Genomic DNA, 18,061 nt, shown 5'->3' with positions numbered 1-18,061 from the left:
TCGGTTCTTACGGGAAGCGTCGGGAATCCGCCACGGCGTGTAACGGTTCGGTCAACCCCGCTTTCCGGGTCTTACGCCACCGCTGGCCGGTGGGATAACGTCCCGGCCCAGACCGGCGACGACGGTCTGGTTCGTCCGCCCCCGCAAGTGCCAATCAGCAGCGGGTGGTTCGGACCATGGACGGAGGAGGGTTCGGGCCTTGAGGCAGAAGCTCGCACGCGTGATCGGCGGGGTCGCCATGCTGGCGCTCGTCGCCGGTGGTACCGCTTGTTCCAGCGGCAGCGACGACGAAGCGTCCGGGGGCAGCGCCTGCGGGAGCAAGATCGCTTTCTTCGGCGCGCTGACCGGTAGCTCGGCCGCGCTGGGCATCAACGAGAAGAACGGCGTCAAGCTGGCGGTCGACAAGTACAACAAGGAGAACGCCGACTGCAAGGTGGAGCTCGCCGAGCTCGACTCGCAGGGCAGCCCGGACCAGGCGCCGCAGCTGGCCCAGAAGGCGATCGACGACGCCAAGATCCTCGGCGTGGTGGGTCCGGCCTACTCGGGCGAGTCGGAGGCCGCCGGTCCGCTGTTCAGCGAGGCCGGCCTGGTCACCATCACCCCCTCCGCGACCCGGCCCAGCCTCGCCGAGCAGGGCTGGAAGACGTTCTTCCGCGCGGTCGGCAACGACTTCAGCCAGGGCCCGGCCGCCGGCAACTACATCAAGAACGTGATGAAGGCCGACCGGGTCTACGTCATCGACGACCAGTCGGCGTACGGCGCGGGCCTGGCCGACGAGGTCAAGAAGGTGCTCGGCCCGGCGGCCGTGGGCAGTGACAAGGTCCAGGGCGAGGGCAAGCAGGTCGAGTTCTCCGCCGTGGTCACCAAGGTCAAGGCCGCGAACGTCAAGGCGGTCTTCTACGGTGGCTACTACCAGGAGGCCGGCCTGATCCGCAAGCAGCTCACCGCTGCCGGCGTCACCGCCCCGCTGGTCGCCGGTGACGGCGTCAACGACGGCGCGTACATCACCTCCGCCGGCGCGGCGGCTGCCGAGGGCACCATCCTCACCTGCCCCTGCCAGCCGTCCACCGAGGCGCGCGGCACCTTCGCCGCCGACTACAAGGCGCTCAACGGCGCCGACCCGGGCACCTACAGCGACACCGCGTTCGACGCGGCGAACATCCTGCTGGCGGGCATCAAGGCCGGCAAGTCCTCCCGCGCCGACCTGCTGGAGTTCGTGAAGGGCTACAGCGGCGAGGGCGTGGCGGCCAGCTACAAGTTCGTCGAGGGCGGCGAGCTGGACCCGGCGCAGGTCAAGGTCTGGGCGTTCAAGGTGCAGGGCGGCAAGGTCGTCCCGGACCAGGAGATCCCCAAGTCCTGATCGGTCGATCGCTGCGACTGGCGATTGAGTTGTGAATCGCGGGTGCGGCCGGGAGCTGGCTCCCGGCCGCACCCCCTTTTTCTCTTCAGCGACGGAGCGTCCCTCCCTTGAACTTCGACGGACTGTTCTCCAACTTCGGGGAACTCACCACGACCGGCCTGACGCAGGGCGCGATCTACGCCCTGGTCGCGCTCGGCTACACGCTTGTCTACGGCGTGCTCAGGCTCATCAACTTCGCCCACTCCGAGGTCTTCATCGCCGGCGCGTTCGCCGCGATCTGGACCTGGAACGGCTTCGGTCTCGACCAGGACTCGCAGGTCAGCGGCGTCGGCTCGATCCTGTTCTATCTGCTGGTGGCGATGATCGTGGCGGCCATCGCCTCGGCCGGCACCGCGACGGTGATCGAGCGGGTGGCGTACCGGCCGCTGCGCAAGCGCAACGCGCCGCCGCTGGCGTTCCTCATCACCGCGATCGGCGCCTCGATCGCGATCTCCGAGGCGTTCGGCGTCTACACCCGACGCCTGCCCCAGGGCGCGCCGTCGCTGGTCAGCTCCAAGCCGCTGTTCCACATCGCCGGCGTGCCGATCGACAGCATCCAGCTGCTCACCATCGGCGCGGCGTTGGTGATGATGTTCGCGCTGGACCAGTTCATCAACCGCAGCCGCACCGGCCGCGGTATCCGGGCGGTGGCCCAGGACGCCAACACGGCGGCGCTGATGGGCGTCAACAAGGACCGGATCATCCTGATGGTCTTCATCGCCGGCGGCACCATGGCCGGTGTCGCGGGCCTGCTCTACGACGTCCGGATCCAGACGCTCACCTACAGCGTCGGGTTCCTGCTGGGCCTCAAGGCGTTCACCGCGGCGGTGCTCGGTGGCATCGGCAACCTCCGCGGCGCGCTGATCGGCGGCCTGCTGCTGGGCGTCGTGGAGAACTACGCCTCGGGCCTGTTCGGCAGTCAGTGGAAGGACTTCGCCGCGTTCGCGGTGCTGGTCGTGCTGCTGATGTTCCGGCCGACCGGTCTGCTGGGCGAATCACTGGGGAGGGCACGCGCATGACGACGACGGTGAATCCGCCGACCCCGGAGCAGCAGGAGGGGATCGGGGTACGGCTGCGGCACGGCCGCGAGGCGGTCGCGAACCGCTGGCACCACGCTCCGCGCTGGGTGCGCTGGGTGCTGCTGGCCGCGGTGATCGTGTTCTTCTACGCGTTGCCGAACAAGGAGTTCTACCAGTACCTCGGGCCGATCCCGACGCCCGGGGCGAACTTCACCCAGGTGCTCTTCACCGTCTCGATCTACGTGTTGCTGGCGGTCGGGCTGAACATCGTGGTCGGCTTCGCCGGCCTGCTCGACCTGGGCTACTTCGGCTTCTTCGCGGTCGGCGCGTACACGGTCGCGGTGTTGACGTCGCCGAGCAGCAACATCAAGACGCTGTGGCCGTGGCTGCTGGTGGTGCCGATCGCGATCGCCCTGACCATGGTCTCCGGCGTCATGCTTGGTACGCCGACGCTGCGGTTGCGCGGCGACTACCTGGCGCTGGTGACGCTCGGCTTCGCCGAGATGATCCGGATCGCGGCGGTCAGCTCCGAGTTCCTCAAGGGGCAGCGGGGCTTCAACCAGATCCCGCACCCGCCCGGCAAGTACGCCGACGGCAAGCCGTTCTTCGGTGTGCTCGACGCCCGCCCCTACTACTGGCTGGTGCTCACGCTGATCATCCTGGTGGTGATCGGGGTGCGGAACCTGACCCACAGCCGGGTCGGCCGGGCCTGGATCTCGATCCGGGAGGACGAGGACGCGGCCCAGCTCATGGGTGTGCCGACGTTCAAGTTCAAGCTGTGGGCGTTCGCCTCCGGCGCGGCGATCGCCGGCCTGGCCGGCGCGTTGTTCGCCGGCAAGCAGAACTTCGTCAACTCGCAGAACTTCGAGCTGCTCAACTCGATCATCATCCTGGCCGCGGTCATCTTCGGCGGCTCCGGCAACATCGTCGGCGCGATCGTCGGCGGCGGCCTGGTGGCGTACATGATCGAGCGGTTCCGCGGCATCGAGCTGTTCGGCGTCGAGCTGTACGAGTACCGGTTCCTCTTCTTCGGTCTGGTGCTCGTGGTGATGATGATCTTCCGGCCGCAGGGCCTCATCCCGAACCGGCGACGAGCGGCGGAGTTCAAGGACCGTCGCAAGGAGGTGATCGTCGGTGAGTGACACCGAACAGACCCCGGCCGTTCCGGCCCAGGCCGCGGCGCCCGCCGTCGAGACGGTGGACAAGCGCGAGCCGTTGCTGGAGGTCGACCACGTCACGCTGCGCTTCGGCGGTGTGGTCGCGCTCAACGACGTGGACTTCACGCTCTACAAGGGCGAGATCCTCGGGCTGATCGGGCCCAACGGCGCGGGCAAGACCACCTGCTTCAACGCGATGACCGGCATCTACCAGCCCACCGAGGGGCAGATCCGGTTCCGGGGCGAGAAGATCAGCGGCAAGAAGCGCCACCAGATCACCCGGATGGGCATGGCCCGCACGTTCCAGAACATCCGGCTGTTCCCGGAGATGACCGCGCTGGAGAACGTCCAGGTCGGCGCGGACGCGCACCACAAGACCAGCGTGCTCTCCGCGCTGCTGCGGCTGCCGCGGCACTGGAAGGAGGAGCGCGAGGGCCGGGAGAAGGCCGAACGCCTGCTGGAGTTCGTCGGCATCCTGCCCCGGATGCACGAGTTCGCCCGCAACCTGTCGTACGGCGAGCAGCGGCGCCTGGAGATCGCCCGGGCGCTGGCCACCGACCCGGTGCTGCTCTGCCTGGACGAGCCGGCCGCCGGCTTCAACCCGGCGGAGAAGGAGGAGTTGCTCCAGCTCATCCGGCAGATCCGCGACACCGGCGTGACGGTGCTGCTGATCGAGCACGACATGCGCCTGGTGATGGGCGTGACCGACCGGATCGTGGTGCTGGAGTTCGGAAAGAAGATCGCCGAGGGGCTGCCCGCCGAGGTGCGGGACAACCCGAAGGTGATCGCGGCGTACCTGGGGGTGCCGGACGATGCTGCTTGAGATCGAGGACGTGAGCCTGCTCTACGGGCGGATCCAGGCGTTGCACGGCATCAGCCTGACCGTGGACGAGGGCGAGATCGTCGCGCTGATCGGCGCGAACGGCGCCGGCAAGTCCACCACCATGCGGGCGATCTCCGGCATCCGGCCGATCGCCACCGGCAGCATCAAGTTCGCCGGTGAGGACATCTCCAAGCTCCGGGCCGACCTGCGGGTCCGGCGCGGGCTGTGCCAGGCGCCCGAGGGCCGGGGCATTTTCCCCGGCATGACGGTGCTGGAGAACCTCGACATGGGCGCGTACACCCGGCGGGACAGGGCCGGCATCGCGCAGGACCTGGCGCGGGTGCTGGACCTGTTCCCCCGGCTGGCCGAGCGGCGCAAGCAGGCCGGCGGCACGCTCTCCGGCGGCGAGCAGCAGATGCTCGCGGTCGGCCGGGCGCTGATGAGCCGGCCGAAGCTGCTGCTGCTCGACGAGCCGTCGATGGGTCTCGCGCCGATGCTCATCCAGCAGATCTTCACCATCATCACGGAGATCAACCAGCAGGGCACCACCATCCTGCTGGTCGAGCAGAACGCCCAGCAGGCCCTGGCCCGCGCGCACCGGGCGTACGTGCTGGAGACCGGCCGGATCGTCAAGAGCGGCACCGGCGCCGACCTGCTGCACGACCCCTCGGTCAAAGAGGCCTACCTCGGCGTGGCCTGACCGACGCCCCCCTCGCAAAAGGAGTACCCCATGTTCCACCCCAGCCCCGGCCGTCGGGCGGCGCTCGGCGTCGCCGGCGCGGCCGTCCTCCTGCTCTCCCTCGCCGCCTGCGGTGAGGAGGAGCAGACCGAGCAGCCCGGCGGCGGCGCGAGCGTGACCGCCACCGCGGATTCCTCGCTGGCCGCCAAGGTGCCCGACGCCATCAAGTCCGACGGCAAGATCGTGGTCGGCACCGACTCCACGTACGCCCCGGCCGAGTTCCTCGACTCCGACGGCAAGACCGTCATCGGCTTCGACGTCGAGCTGTTCACCGCCGTGGCGGCCAAGCTCGGCCTGAAGGCGGAGTTCGTCTCGGCGCCGTTCGGCGACATCATCAACGGCGTCAACTCGGGCAAGTACGAGGTCGGCGTCTCGTCGTTCACCGTCAACGACGAGCGCAAGGGCCAGGCCAACATGGTCAGCTACTTCCAGGTCGGCACCCAGTGGGTGACCAAGAAGGGCAACCCGGCCGGGGTGGCGCTGGACAACGCCTGCGGCAAGAAGATCGCGGTGCAGAAGGACACGGTCCAGGTCGAGGACATCCAGAAGCGTTCCAAGACCTGCACCGACGCCGGCAAGCCGGCCATCACGATCGACCAGTTCCCGGGCCAGGACGCCGCCACCGCCGCGGTCGTCTCCGGCAAGGACGACGCGATGCTCGCCGACTACCCGGTCGGGGTGTACGCGGTGACCCAGTCCAAGGACGCCCTGGAGCTGCTGGACAAGCAGTACGAGGCGGCCCCGTACGGCTACGTGGTGGCCAAGGAGCAGGCGCAGTTCGCCGAGGCGGTGCGCGACGCCACCAAGGCGCTGATCACCGACGGCTCGTACAAGCAGGTGCTCGACAAGTGGAAGGTGGGGGACGGCGCGATCACGGATCCCGCGATCAACCCGTGACGACATGACCACCGAGGAAGCGACAACCGCGCGGGCACGGCCGGAACCGATCAAGGCCGTGCCCGTGCGGCACCCGGGACGCTGGATCGCGGTGGCGGTGCTCGCCGTGCTGACCGCGATGTTCGTCCACCTGCTGGTGACCAACAAGGCCTTCAACTGGTCCTTCATGGTCGACAAGATGTTCCGCCCGCCGATCATCGAGGGGCTGCTGCGCGGCACCGTGCTGATGACGGTCAGCGCGATGCTGATCGGCGTCACGCTCGGCGTGGTGATCGCGGTGATGCGGCTCTCCGACAACCCGATCCTGCGCGGCGTGGCCTGGCTGTACACCTGGTTCTTCCGGGCCGTGCCCCGGCTGGTGCTGCTGGCCGTCTTCGGCAACATCGGCATCCTGTGGAGCCGGGTCGAGTTCGGCGTGCCGTTCGACACCCAGCTCGGCCAGTTGTTCGGCATCGACAACCTGCAACTGCGGTTGTTCGGGTTCTCCTCCCGGGACATCCTCACCGGCTTCATGGCCGGCCTGCTCGGGTTGGCGCTCTCCGAGGCCGCGTACATGGCGGAGATCGTCCGGGCCGGCATCCAGTCGGTGGACCCGGGGCAGACCGAGGCGGCCCAGGCGCTCGGCCTGAGCCGGGGCCAGTTGCTGCGCCGGGTGGTGCTGCCGCAGGCGATGCGGGTGATCATCCCGCCGACCGGCAACGAGACCATCGCCATGCTCAAGGACACGTCGCTGCTGCTCTACGTGCCGGTGAGCGTGGAGCTGTTCTTCCAGCTCGACGCCGTCGGCAAGCGGACGTTCCAGATCTTCCCGATGTACGTCGCCGCCTGCCTGTGGTACCTGTTCCTGACCAGCATCCTGCTGGTCGGGCAGTATTTCCTGGAGCGCCACTTCGGCAAGGGGTACGGGACCACGCAACGGGCCCGGGCGCGGCTGCGCACGCTGGCCGCGGAGACCGGTGGAGGCGGCGCCGGAGGGGCGGGGACACCATGACCGAGCTGATCGTGCCCACGCAGGCCACCGTGCCGACGGCCGGGTCCGACCTGATGGTGCGCGCCGAGCAGGTGCACAAGTCGTTCGGGCCGCTGGAGGTGCTCAAGGGCATCGACCTGGAGGTCCGCGCCGGCGAGGTGTGCTGCCTGCTCGGGCCCTCCGGATCCGGCAAGTCGACGTTCCTGCGCTGCATCAACCACCTGGAGAAGATCGACGCCGGCCGGATCTGGGTGGACGGGGACCTGATCGGCTACCGGGAGCGCGGCGGGAAGCTGCACGAGATGCGGGACAAGGAGGTGGCCGCGCAGCGCCGGGCGATCGGCATGGTGTTCCAGCGGTTCAACCTCTTCCCGCACATGACTGTGTTGCAGAACGTCATGGAGGCGCCGCTGCTGCTGCGGCAGGCGAAGAAGACGCAGGCCCGGGAGCACGCCGCGCAGTTGCTGGAGCGGGTGGGGCTGGGCGACAAGCTCGGCGCGTACCCGGGTCAGCTTTCCGGCGGCCAGCAGCAGCGGGTGGCGATCGCCCGGGCGCTGGCCATGCGGCCGAAGCTGATGCTCTTCGACGAGCCGACCAGCGCGCTCGACCCGGAGCTGGTCGGGGAGGTGCTGGACACGATGAAGGACCTGGCCCGCGACGGCATGACGATGATCGTGGTGACCCACGAGATCGGCTTCGCCCGGGAGGTCGGCGACCACCTGGTCTTCATGGACGGCGGGGTGGTCGTCGAGCAGGGCGACCCGCGCGAGGTGATCTCCGCGCCGAAGCACGAGCGGACCCAGGCGTTCCTGGCCAAGGTGCTCTGACGGGTCCGGTGCGGCGCGCGCCGCACCGGACCCCTCCGGTCAGTTCACGTAGCCCCGGAGCAGCCAGCCGGGGCTCTGCGACTCGCAGACGTACGTCTGGTAGGTGCCGCTGCTGACCCGGGACTGCCCGACCGAGATGCACTTCGACTGGGTCGAGTAGACCCCACCGTTGACCCAGACGGCGAAAGCCGGCGCGCTGAACGCGGCCACCATGCCGGCCGTGGCGAGCAGGTGCCGGGGATGTCGGGGTCACGGACTAGAGTCGCTGCCGTGACAGCTACGACGCCGCGCCTGCTCCTCGTCGACGGACACTCCCTGGCATACCGGGCGTTCTTCGCCCTGCCGGTGGAAAACTTCTCCACCACCACGGGGCAGCCGACCAACGCCGTCTACGGCTTCACCTCGATGTTGATCAACGTGTTGCGCGACGAGCAGCCGACCCACATCGTGGTGGCGTTCGACGTCTCCCGCCGCTCCTTCCGCACCGACCGGTACGCGGAGTACAAGGCCGGTCGCAGCGAGACCCCGACCGACTTCAAGGGCCAGGTCAGCCTGGTCAAGGAGGTCCTCGCCGCGCTGCGCGTGCCGGTGGTCGAGAAGGAGGGCTACGAGGCCGACGACGTCATCGCCACGCTCGCCTGCCAGGCCCGCGACCAGGGCATGGACGTGCTGATCACCACCGGCGACCGGGACGCGTTCCAGCTCGTCGGCGACCAGGTCACCGTGCTCTACCCGCGCAAGGGCGTCTCCGACCTGGCCCGGATGGACCCGGCGGCGGTCGAGGCGAAGTACGGCGTCACCCCCGGCCGCTACCGCGACCTGGCCGCGTTGGTCGGCGAGACCAGCGACAACCTGCCCGGCGTGCCCGGGGTCGGCCCGAAGACCGCGGCCAAGTGGATCAACCTGTACGACGGGGTCGAGGGCGTGGTGGCGCGCGCCGACGAGATCAAGGGCAAGGCGGGCGACAGCCTGCGCGAGCGGCTCGCCGACGTGATCCGCAACTACGAGATCAACTGCCTGGTCACCGACCTGGAGCTGCCGGTGCGTCCCGAGGACGCCCGCTGGCAGGGCTGGGACCGCGAGGCCGTGCACCAGGTGTTCGACACGCTCCAGTTCCGCATCCTGCGCGACCGGCTCTACCAGTACCTCGAAGCCGTCGAGCCGGAGGCCGAGGCCGGCTTCGAGCTGGCCGGCGAGGTGCTGACCGAGCCGGGCGCGCTCGCCGGCTGGCTCGGCACGCACGCCCCGGCCGGCACGTCGGTCGGCCTGGCGGCCACGCTCGACACCGGGCCCAACCGCCGGCACACCGCGACCGTGACCGGGATGGCGCTGGCCACCACCGACGGCGCGGGCGCCTGGTTCGACCCGAGCCGGCTGGCCGCCGCCGACGAGGCCGCGCTGGCCGGCTGGCTGGCCGACGCCGGGCGGCCCAAGGTGCTGCACGACAGCAAGCCGGCGGTGCTGGCGTTCGCCGCGCACGGCTGGGAGCTGCGGGGCATCGCCCGCGACACCCAGATCGCCGCCTACCTGGCCCGTCCCGACCAGCGTTCCTACGACCTCACCGACCTGGCGCTGCGATACCTGCACCGGGAGCTGCGCGTCGACGCGCCGGAGACCGGCCAGCTCACCCTGGACGGGTTCGGTGACGAGGACGCGGCCGAGCAGAACCTGATGCTCCAGGCCCGGGCCACGCTCGACCTGGCCGACGCGATCGACGCCGAGCTGTCCCGGGACGGCGAGCAGTCCGCCCGGCTGATGGCCGAGGTGGAGCTGCCGCTGATGCGGGTGCTCGCCGCCATGGAACGCACCGGCATCGCCGCCGACACCGACTACCTGTCCGAGCTGGAGGCGCACTTCGCCGCCGAGGTGAAGGCCGCCGCGCAGAGCGCGTACGCCGTGGTCGGCCGGGAGTTCAACCTGGGCTCGCCGAAGCAGTTGCAGGAGATCCTCTTCACCGAGCTGGCGCTGCCCAAGACGAAGCGGATCAAGACCGGCTACACCACCGACGCCGACGCCCTCCAGTGGCTCTACGCGCAGACCGAGCACCCGCTCCTGCACCACCTGCTGCGCCACCGTGACGTCGCCAAGCTCAAGTCGACTGTCGACGGGCTGCTCAAGTCCGTCTCCGACGACGGCCGGATCCACACCACGTTCAACCAGACGGTGGCCGCGACCGGGCGGCTGTCGTCCACCGAGCCGAACCTCCAGAACATCCCCATCCGCACCGAGGAGGGGCGGCGGATCCGGCGCGCGTTCGTGGTCGGCGAGGGCTACGAATGCCTGCTCACCGCCGACTACAGCCAGATCGAGATGCGGATCATGGCGCACCTGTCCGCCGATGAGGCACTTGTCGAGGCGTTCAACTCCGGGCACGACTTCCACGCCGCGACCGCCTCCTCGGTCTTCACCGTCGAGGTCGGCGACGTCACCGCCGACCAGCGCCGCAAGATCAAGGCGATGAACTACGGCCTGGCGTACGGGTTGAGCGCGTTCGGCCTGTCCCAGCAGCTCGGCATCTCCGCCGAGGAGGCCCGCGGGCTGATGGAGAACTACTTCGCCGGGTTCGGTGGCGTCCGCGACTACCTCCAGGAGGTGGTGGCCCGGGCCCGGCAGGACGGCTACACCTCCACCATCCTGGGTCGCCGCCGCTACCTGCCCGACCTGGTCAGCGACAACCGGCAACGCCGGGAGATGGCCGAGCGGATGGCGCTCAACGCCCCGATTCAGGGCTCGGCGGCCGACATCATCAAGGTCGCCATGCTGCACGTCGACAGCGCGCTGCGCGACGCCGGGCTGCGTTCCCGGATGCTGCTCCAGGTGCACGACGAGCTGGTCTTCGAGGTCGCCCCGGGGGAGCGGGAGGCGCTGGAGGCGCTGGTGCGCAAGGAGATGGGCGCGGCGTACCCGCTGTCGGTGCCGCTGGAGGTGTCGGTCGGCGAGGGCCGCGACTGGAACAGCGCCGACCACTGACCGACCCCCCCGCCTCTCGGCGAGCCGGGCTCAGCCCTTGAGCGGGTCGTGCCCCCAGTTCATCAGCGACCAGCGCCACCTCGTGTCGCGGACGTCGCCGGACGGGCGCTGGGCCAGGTGCCGGTGCACGTAGCCGACCACCTTGCGCATGTGCTTGTAGTCGGCGGCGGTGAGCTGGTCGCGCTTGCGGCGCAGCAGGTCCACGATCCGGCGGCCGGAGTCGTGCCCGACCGATTCGCCGCCCTTGGTGCCCGGCTTGTGCCAGCCGACGTGCTTGGACTCGTCGGTCTCCAGCCAGCGGGTCAGCTCGGCGGGTTTCATGTTCACCGCGTCGGTGAACTCGCGGTACGTCTGCTGCGGGTCCTCACTGCGACTCATCGCGGAGCACCTCCGGTCGGTGGGCGACGTCGCGGCCGGAGTCGTCGTTGGTGATCCGGTACTGCGGCTGCTCCGGCGAGGCGTGCACCGGATGCCCGCGGACGTGGGTGCGCTCGGTCAGCTTCTCCTTGACCACGCCGTACGCCCGACCGCTGTGGCTGGCCCAGGAGACGTGGTCGCCGGCGCGGAACTCCTTCTCGGCCATGCCGGCGGTTACCCGCCCGCCGGACCGAGTAACGGTGCGGTCAGGGCCGGATCTCGGCGACCGGCAGCTTGATGTCGAACGGCTCGGCCAACTCGACCACCTCGCTGCCGTCGGCCACCAGCTCGTACTGGCGCTCGCCGCCGGGGCCGATCCGGTCACCGAGGCGGTACGCGTACAGGTGCACCGGGTCCTGCTCGATCCGCCAGTAGAACGGGATGCCGGCGGCGGCGTACTCGCCCGGCTTGGCGAACCGGTCCACCCGCCGGGTGCCGGGCGAGACGATCTCCACGGCCAGCACGACGTCCACGGGGCGGAGCAGGCGGCAGCCGGGCGGCAGCCCGGCGTGGTGGAGCAGCACGTCCGGCCGACGGCTCGCGTCGACGTCCAGCTCGATGCTCACCGCCTGGGTGGCGCGTAGGTGGGTCGGGGCGCGGCGCCGTAACCACATGACCAGCAGGCCGGTGATGTGCTGGTGGCGGAGAGTGGGGAGCGGGGTCACGTGGAGGATGCCGTCGACCAGTTCGACGCGGGGCGCATCGGGGGGCAGCGCCAGCAGATCTTCCACCCGATGGTCGGCGAGCTGTTGCCGGACCGGGTCCGGGCGCCAGGGCACGGCTTCCGTCATCATCTGTTCGGTGCCCACCGGAACAGCGTGCCGCGCCACCGCCGGCCCAGGTCGGACCGGAGGTGCGACGCGCTCAGGTCGCCGGCTTCTCCGTCACGAAGATGGCGGTGCCGGGGAAGAGCCGGCCGCGCAGTGGGCTCCACTGGCCCCAGATCCCCTCATGATCGGCCGGCCACTCCGGCTCCACCAGGTCGAGCAGGCGGAACCCGGCGCCGACCAGTTCCCGGATGCGGTCGCCCAGCGTGCGGTGCTGCTCGACGTAGGTGGCCACGCCGCGTGCGTCCTGCTCGACGTAGGGGGAGCGGTCGAAGTACGAGTGCACGGCGGTCAGCCCGCCCTCGCCCGGGTCGTCGAGGAAGATCCAGCGCATCGGGTGGGTGACCGAGAAGACCCACCGGCCGCCGGGGCGCAGCACCCGGGCCACCTCGCGCATCGCCGCCGCCGAGTCGTCGACGAACGGGATCGCGCCGAACGCGGTGCAGACCGTGTCGAAGGCGGCGTCGCCGAAGGGCAACGCCAGCGCGTCGGCCTGGACCAGCGGCACGCGTACCCCGCTGCGGTCGGCGGCGTCGGCGGCGTGCCGCAACATGCCGGCGGAGAGGTCCAGCGCGACCGGCCGGGCGCCCTGGGCGGCGAGCCAGCGGGCGGCGGCGGCCGCGCCGGCGCCGAGTTCGAGGATCCGGCGGCCGGTGACGTCGCCGAGCAGCCTCGCGTCGGCCTCGCGCAGCCCCTCCGGGCACCAGACGAAGTCGACGTCACCGAGGAACGTGCCGTGCTCGGCCTGGTAGGCGTCGGCGTCGGTGTCCCACCAGCCGCGGTTGGCCCGGCGGATCTCGGCGGCCCCGACCCGCCGGCGGGTCACCCTGTCGTCGTCCACGGAGTCCACGCTAGGGCCGGTCGGGTGCCGCGTCGCGGGCGGGCCGGGCGTGTCGCGGGTGGGGCGGATGTGACGGACGAGACAGGAGTGGCCCCTTACCGCGCGAAATCTCCGCTTTCGCAGCGGATGAGGTCGCACGGACCCGGGAGGGCTTGCACGCTGTGGTAATGCAGCGGGTAGGCTAGACGATGCGCTCGCGGATCGTGTGCCTCGGCAGGGAGCAGGTGTGCGGTCACCGGAGCCACTAATGATCTTCTTGCGTCGATCGTTCGGTGTGCCCGGCGACGGATCCGCTGGCGCGGAAGAGTCACCGCGACACCCATGCCCGCTGTGACAACCCATCCGACCGGAGCAACCGCCCACATGACGAGCAGCATCGAGGCCACCTCGAGCGCCAACAAGGTCACGCACGACGATCTCGGCTCTGAGGAAGCATTCCTCGCCGCTATCGACGAGACCATCAAGTACTTCAACGACGGCGACATTGTCGAAGGCACCGTCGTCAAGGTCGATCGGGACGAGGTCCTGCTCGACATCGGCTACAAGACCGAGGGCGTGATCCCCTCTCGGGAGCTGTCGATCAAGCACGACGTGGACCCGGCCGAGGTTGTTTCGGTCGGCGACCACATCGAGGCCCTCGTCCTCCAGAAGGAGGACAAGGAGGGTCGGCTGATCCTCTCCAAGAAGCGGGCGCAGTACGAGCGGGCCTGGGGCACGATCGAGAAGATCAAGGACGAGGACGGTGTCGTCCGCGGCTCGGTCATCGAGGTCGTCAAGGGTGGTCTCATCCTCGACATCGGCCTGCGCGGCTTCCTGCCCGCGTCGCTTGTCGAGATGCGGCGGGTGCGTGACCTGCAGCCGTACGTCGGCCGCGAGCTCGAAGCCAAGATCATCGAGCTGGACAAGAACCGCAACAACGTGGTCCTGTCCCGCCGGGCCTGGCTGGAGCAGACGCAGTCCGAGGTGCGCACCGAGTTCCTCAACAAGCTTCAGAAGGGGCAGGTCCGCAAGGGCGTCGTCTCCTCGATCGTCAACTTCGGCGCGTTCGTCGACCTGGGCGGCGTGGACGGCCTCGTGCACGTCTCCGAGCTGTCCTGGAAGCACATCGACCACCCGTCCGAGGTCGTCGAGGTGGGCCAGGAGGTCGAGGTCGAGGTCCTGGACGTCGACCTGGACCGCGAGCGGGTCTCGCTGTCGCTGAAGGCGACCCAGGAGGACCCGTGGCGTCAGTTCGCCCGCACCCACGCGATCCAGCAGATCGTGCCGGGTAAGGTCACCAAGCTGGTGCCGTTCGGCGCGTTCGTCCGGGTGGACGACGGCATCGAGGGCCTGGTCCACATCTCCGAGCTGGCCGAGCGCCACGTGGAGATCCCGGAGCAGGTCGTGCAGGTCGGCTCCGAGGTCATGGTCAAGGTCATCGACATCGACCTGGAGCGCCGCCGGATCTCGCTGTCGCTCAAGCAGGCCAACGAGGGCTTCGTCGAGGGCGAGGAGCACTTCGACCCGACCCTCTACGGCATGGCCGCGACGTACGACAACGAGGGCAACTACATCTACCCGGAGGGCTTCGACCCGGAGACGGGCGAGTGGCTCGAGGGCTACGACAAGCAGCGCGAGACCTGGGAGAACCAGTACGCCGAGGCGCGTCAGCGTTGGGAGGCCCACACCAAGCAGGTGCAGACCTCCCGCGCCGCCGACGCCGAGGCCGCGGCCAACCCGGCCCCGCCCGCCAGCGCCACCACCACCACCTCGACCTCGTCGGCCCCGAGCCGTCAGGCCGAGGAGCCGGCCGGCACGCTGGCCACCGACGAGGCGCTCGCCGCGCTGCGGGAGAAGCTCGCCGGCGGCAAGTGACCGGTCGCTGACGCCGGTTCGTCCACCCGGACGCACCAGCGGCTGCCTCTGACGACGGGCCCCGTCCCCGCGTTCCGCACCAGCGGAGCGCCGGGGGCGGGGCCCGCGTCGTGAACACGTGCGGACGCCGTTCGCGTGCCTTCCCCGGTCGGCGCGGAAGCGCCGGCCTGTTTGGCATGTGTCCGGTGATCCGGTTGACTGTCCGGATGCTGAAGGTGGGGCTGACGGGCGGGATCGGATCCGGCAAGAGCGCGGTGGCGGCCCGCCTCGCCGCGCTCGGCGCGGTGGTCGTCGACTCGGACCGGATCGCCCGCGAGGTGGTCGCGCCCGGCACCGAAGGACTGGCCGAGGTGGTCGCCGCGTTCTCCGACCGGGTCCTGGGCCCGGACGGCTCGCTGGACCGGGTCGCGCTGGGCGCGCTGGTCTTCGGCGACGAGACCGCCCGCCGCCGACTGGAGGCGATCACCCACCCCCGGGTCCGGGCGCGGGCCGCCGAGCTGGTCGCCGCCGCGCCCGCCGACGCGGTGGTGGTCAACGACGTGCCACTGCTGGTCGAGGTCGGGCTCGCGCCCACGTACCACCTGGTGGTGGTGGTGCAGACGGCGGTCCCGACCCGGCTGGCGCGGTTGTCCCGGGACCGGGGCATGGACCCGGCCGAGGCCGAGCGGCGGATCGCCGCGCAGGCCGATGACGCCTTCCGGGCGGCGGTGGCGGACGTGCTGCTCACCAACGACGGCACGCTGACCGACCTGCACGACGCGGTGGACGACCTCTGGCGGGACCGGTTGCTGCCCTACGAGCGCAACGTCCGCGAGCGGCACGCCGTCCAGACCGGGCCGTCGACGTTGACCGAGCCGTCGACGTTGACCGAGCCGTCGACGTTGACCGAGCCGTCGACGTTGACCGGGCCGTCGACGCTGATCGAGCCGGATCCGACCTGGCCCGCGCAGTACGCCCGGCTGGCCGCGCGGATCCACCACGCGGCCGGTGGCGACCTCCGGGTCGACCACGTCGGCTCCACCGCCGTGCCCGGCCTGGCCGCGCCGGACGTCATCGACATCCAGCTCACCGTCCCCTCGCTGGCGGAGGCGGACGGTCCGCTCGCCGACCGGCTGGCCGAGGCGGGCTTCCCCCGGCTGCCCGGCGAGTGGCGGGACGCGCCGCGTCGCCCCGACCGGGTGGAGTGGGTGAAGCGGCTGCACGGCGGCGCGGACCCGGGTCGCCCGGTGCTGCTGCATCTGCGGGTGGCCGGCTCGGCCGGTTGGCGGTACGCGCTGCTGATGCGCGACCACCTCCGCGCGGACCCGGCACGCCGGGCCGCGTACCTCCAGATGAAGCGGGACCTGGTGGCTGCCGCGCCGGACAGCGCGGAGCACGGCACGCTCACCGATCCCTGGTTCGACGAGGAGCACCTGCGCGCCGAGGACTGGGCCGCCCAGACCGGCTGGCGCCCCTGACCCCCACCACCCCCGCACCCCCGCCCGCCGCCCCCAGATTCACGGAAAGTGTGCTCATTCCGCGTCGGATGGCCCCACTTTCCGTGAATCTGCGCGCTTCGGCGGGGAGGGGGTGGGGGTGAGGGTGAGGTGGATCCACACGTTTCGGGTGGTGCGCAGTTCCAGGCGGCGGGGCAGTCCGGCCCGGTCCAGCCACCAGCGCAGGCCGCCCGGCACCTCGATGACGTCCACCGCACGGCCTGCGGTCGCGTCCGTCCGGATCCGCAGCGCCGGTTGGTCCGGTGGTCGGGTGCCGGCCCGTAGCGCGGCCTCGACGAGCCGGTCGAGGGCGTCGGTGGGCGGCCGGGCGGCGGCCGTGAGCAGCCCGCCGGGCGTCGGCAGTGGCAGCCCGCCGGGCGTCGGCAGTGGCGGCGCTCCGGGCCCGTCGGGGGACGCCTGCGCGTGAGCCACCCCGCCCGGTCCGGCCCGGCGCAGCGTACGCCGGCCGGTGTCGTCGTCGGTCACCGTGAGGTACGCCGACGGCGTCGACCAGTTCAGCGTGCCCACCCCGTGCAGGGTGGTGGACGGGTCGAGCGGGGCGGCCACGGTCACCGCCGCGCCGCCGGCGCGCCGTAGCCGGGCGGGCAGGCCGGCCAACCGGTCCGCCTCGTCGTCGGTCAGCGGCCGGGGCTGCCCGGCCCGGCCGCCGAGCGCGTCCACCGGGTGCGGGGCGGGCCGGTCGGCGCGCTCCAGGTCGACGGTGACCGGCGTGCCGTCGGGCAGCCGTCCGGCCAGCCGGTGCAGTCGGGCGTCCCGGTCCAGCCAGAGCGTCGGCCGCGGGTCGCCAGACGGGGCGGCCAGCGACGCCCGGAGCACGTCCACCGGGACGCCGGCGAGGCTATCCCGGCGCAGCCAACGGCCGTCCCGCGCGACCGGGTCGAGCCGGTCCGCGCCCAGTCCGAGCAGCAGGTCGCGGACGGCGGCCAGCCCTCGGCCGGCCGGCGGCTCGCGGAGCCGCCACCGGTCGGGCGGCGGCACCAGCGGTGGTCGCGCCGGCGTGGGCAGCGCGGCCGGGGCCGGCCGGACCAGCAGCGCCGCCGCGGTGGCCTGGACGAGCCCTCGGTCGGCGCCCGCGCCGGGACCGCCGACGTCCAGGTAGAGCAGCGGCCGGGCCCAGTCGACCCAGCCGAGCAGTTCGATCCGGTCCCGGCCGGCGCCGGCTGTGACCCGGACGCCGGCGCGCAGGTCCCGCACGTTGGTCACCCGCAGCGCGGCCACCCGCTCGGCCTCGTCGGTGGTGAGCGGGCGATCCGCCGGGTCCGACCGTGGTGGGGACGCGCCGTGCAGTCCGGCGACCAGGAGGGTCGCCGAGGCGGCGGCGGCCAGCCCGAGCGAGGCCAGCGCGGCGCGTCGGCGGGTCGGCCGGTCCGGTGGGTGGCCCGCCCCGTCCAGCGCGGGATCGTCGCCCGCTCGGCCGGTGCCGGCCGGTCTCGGGCCGGTCGCGGCGCCGCTGCGCCGACGGCGGCCGACCGTGGTGCCGGGCCGGGTCGGGACACTGGTGCGGGATCGGCGATGGCCTCGGCCGGGCTCGCGCGGCACGTGCTGGTCGGCGTCGCCGCGCGCGGTGGCCCGGTGCGGGCGCGGCGGTGCGGGCGGCCGGCCGGGCTCCGGCGGCGGGGTGGACGCGCCGGTGCCGGGCGCGCGGTCACGGCGCGTCCGGCGGTCGGGAGAGGGCTCCACGAGGGGACAACGCGGCTGCGGGGTCGCGGGTGACGACGCAGGGGCGCTCGCGGCGGCCGGTGAGCGCCTCTCGGCGCGACCACCATGGGCGCGCACGCCGGTCGTCCCGGGTGCTGCGGCCTTCGGCGCCGGGGGCGGCCGGGCC

The 18,061-nt window shown here is 71.5% G+C and carries 16 protein-coding genes and 1 pseudogene; 11 read left to right on the top strand and 6 right to left on the bottom strand.

The features are described 5' to 3' along the window. Positions 1-199: 199 nt before the first annotated feature. From OG767_RS22885 to OG767_RS22850, 8 genes are all read left to right on the top strand, one after another. Entirely contained in the window at positions 200-1,360 is a 1,161-nt protein-coding gene (locus OG767_RS22885) for a branched-chain amino acid ABC transporter substrate-binding protein (protein ID WP_405090443.1), read from the top strand. A gap of 107 nt (positions 1,361-1,467) precedes the next feature. Beyond that, entirely contained in the window at positions 1,468-2,418 is a 951-nt protein-coding gene (locus OG767_RS22880; RefSeq protein WP_405090442.1) for a branched-chain amino acid ABC transporter permease, read from the top strand. Then, a complete protein-coding gene (locus tag OG767_RS22875) occupies positions 2,415-3,560 on the top strand; it encodes a branched-chain amino acid ABC transporter permease (RefSeq protein ID WP_396771614.1) in 1,146 nt (381 codons plus the stop codon). Before OG767_RS22880 ends, OG767_RS22875 begins: the two co-directional genes overlap by 4 nt. Further along, on the top strand, positions 3,553-4,398 hold the full coding sequence (locus tag OG767_RS22870; protein WP_374709190.1) for an ABC transporter ATP-binding protein: 846 nt from the start codon (positions 3,553-3,555) through the stop codon (positions 4,396-4,398). Before OG767_RS22875 ends, OG767_RS22870 begins: the two co-directional genes overlap by 8 nt. Next, entirely contained in the window at positions 4,388-5,098 is a 711-nt protein-coding gene (locus OG767_RS22865; protein ID WP_405090441.1) for an ABC transporter ATP-binding protein, read from the top strand. Before OG767_RS22870 ends, OG767_RS22865 begins: the two co-directional genes overlap by 11 nt. Positions 5,099-5,128: 30 nt before the next feature. Next, positions 5,129-6,034 (top strand): ABC transporter substrate-binding protein, encoded by a 906-nt coding sequence (locus OG767_RS22860; protein WP_281936421.1) that lies wholly within the window; start codon positions 5,129-5,131, stop codon positions 6,032-6,034. A gap of 4 nt (positions 6,035-6,038) precedes the next feature. Then, entirely contained in the window at positions 6,039-7,025 is a 987-nt protein-coding gene (locus OG767_RS22855) for an amino acid ABC transporter permease (protein WP_281936419.1), read from the top strand. Next, positions 7,022-7,831, top strand: a complete 810-nt coding sequence (locus OG767_RS22850) for an amino acid ABC transporter ATP-binding protein (RefSeq protein WP_405090440.1) — start codon at positions 7,022-7,024, stop codon at positions 7,829-7,831. The genes OG767_RS22855 and OG767_RS22850 overlap by 4 nt, the downstream gene beginning before the upstream one ends. Positions 7,832-7,870: 39 nt before the next feature. Here OG767_RS22850 and OG767_RS22845 read toward each other — a convergent pair whose 3' ends face one another. Next, positions 7,871-8,044, bottom strand: a complete 174-nt coding sequence (locus tag OG767_RS22845; protein ID WP_405090439.1) for a hypothetical protein — start codon at positions 8,042-8,044, stop codon at positions 7,871-7,873. 57 nt (positions 8,045-8,101) lie between these two features. On the opposite strand from OG767_RS22845, the gene polA reads away from it, so the two are divergent. Further along, positions 8,102-10,801 (top strand): DNA polymerase I, encoded by a 2,700-nt coding sequence (gene polA / locus OG767_RS22840; protein ID WP_405090438.1) that lies wholly within the window; start codon positions 8,102-8,104, stop codon positions 10,799-10,801. Positions 10,802-10,834: 33 nt separating this feature from the next. Here polA and OG767_RS22835 read toward each other — a convergent pair. From OG767_RS22835 to OG767_RS22820, 4 genes and pseudogenes are all read right to left on the bottom strand, one after another. Further along, a pseudogene (locus tag OG767_RS22835) lies at positions 10,835-11,179 on the bottom strand (DUF3140 domain-containing protein); the annotation flags it as partial. Then, a complete protein-coding gene (locus OG767_RS22830) occupies positions 11,166-11,384 on the bottom strand; it encodes a DUF2945 domain-containing protein (RefSeq protein ID WP_281936414.1) in 219 nt (72 codons plus the stop codon). The pseudogene OG767_RS22835 and the gene OG767_RS22830, both read right to left, overlap by 14 nt. Positions 11,385-11,424: 40 nt before the next feature. Further along, on the bottom strand, positions 11,425-12,027 hold the full coding sequence (locus tag OG767_RS22825; RefSeq protein WP_405090437.1) for a Uma2 family endonuclease: 603 nt from the start codon (positions 12,025-12,027) through the stop codon (positions 11,425-11,427). Between the two features lie 55 nt (positions 12,028-12,082). Next, positions 12,083-12,886 carry a class I SAM-dependent methyltransferase gene (locus OG767_RS22820; RefSeq protein ID WP_405090436.1) on the bottom strand — a complete coding sequence of 268 codons (804 nt, stop codon included), beginning with the start codon at positions 12,884-12,886 and terminating at the stop codon, positions 12,083-12,085. Between the two features lie 321 nt (positions 12,887-13,207). Here OG767_RS22820 and rpsA point away from each other — a divergent pair, with 321 nt between their 5' ends. Next, the gene (gene rpsA / locus OG767_RS22815; RefSeq protein WP_405090435.1) at positions 13,208-14,740 is read left to right on the top strand and encodes a 30S ribosomal protein S1; all 1,533 of its coding nucleotides are present in this window, start codon (positions 13,208-13,210) and stop codon (positions 14,738-14,740) included. A gap of 206 nt (positions 14,741-14,946) precedes the next feature. Next, on the top strand, positions 14,947-16,197 hold the full coding sequence (gene coaE / locus OG767_RS22810; RefSeq protein WP_405090434.1) for a dephospho-CoA kinase: 1,251 nt from the start codon (positions 14,947-14,949) through the stop codon (positions 16,195-16,197). Between the two features lie 54 nt (positions 16,198-16,251). On the opposite strand, the gene OG767_RS22805 is transcribed toward coaE, so the two are convergent. Further along, positions 16,252-17,916: a hypothetical protein gene (locus tag OG767_RS22805; protein ID WP_405090433.1), complete on the bottom strand. Its 1,665-nt coding sequence runs from the start codon at positions 17,914-17,916 to the stop codon at positions 16,252-16,254. Between the last annotated feature and the right edge of the window lie 145 nt (positions 17,917-18,061).

Source organism: Micromonospora sp. NBC_01392 (assembly GCF_045040125.1).
In the GTDB taxonomy this organism is placed as follows: domain Bacteria; phylum Actinomycetota; class Actinomycetes; order Mycobacteriales; family Micromonosporaceae; genus Micromonospora.
The sequence above is the reverse complement of the archived record's forward strand: the minus strand, read 5'-3'. Positions and strand labels throughout refer to the sequence as shown.

What these genes read in the sequence shown, in the direction of transcription:
- OG767_RS22855 (WP_281936419.1), top strand. Translation starts at nt 6,039, where the DNA reads ATGACCACCGAGGAAGCGACAACCGCGCGGGCACGGCCGGAACCGATC.
- OG767_RS22850 (WP_405090440.1), top strand. Translation starts at nt 7,022, where the DNA reads ATGACCGAGCTGATCGTGCCCACGCAGGCCACCGTGCCGACGGCCGGG.
- OG767_RS22845 (WP_405090439.1), bottom strand. Translation starts at nt 8,044, where the DNA reads ATGGTGGCCGCGTTCAGCGCGCCGGCTTTCGCCGTCTGGGTCAACGGT.
- coaE (WP_405090434.1), top strand. Translation starts at nt 14,947, where the DNA reads ATGCTGAAGGTGGGGCTGACGGGCGGGATCGGATCCGGCAAGAGCGCG.
- OG767_RS22865 (WP_405090441.1), top strand. Translation starts at nt 4,388, where the DNA reads ATGCTGCTTGAGATCGAGGACGTGAGCCTGCTCTACGGGCGGATCCAG.
- OG767_RS22830 (WP_281936414.1), bottom strand. Translation starts at nt 11,384, where the DNA reads ATGGCCGAGAAGGAGTTCCGCGCCGGCGACCACGTCTCCTGGGCCAGC.
- OG767_RS22860 (WP_281936421.1), top strand. Translation starts at nt 5,129, where the DNA reads ATGTTCCACCCCAGCCCCGGCCGTCGGGCGGCGCTCGGCGTCGCCGGC.
- OG767_RS22875 (WP_396771614.1), top strand. Translation starts at nt 2,415, where the DNA reads ATGACGACGACGGTGAATCCGCCGACCCCGGAGCAGCAGGAGGGGATC.
- rpsA (WP_405090435.1), top strand. Translation starts at nt 13,208, where the DNA reads ATGCCCGCTGTGACAACCCATCCGACCGGAGCAACCGCCCACATGACG.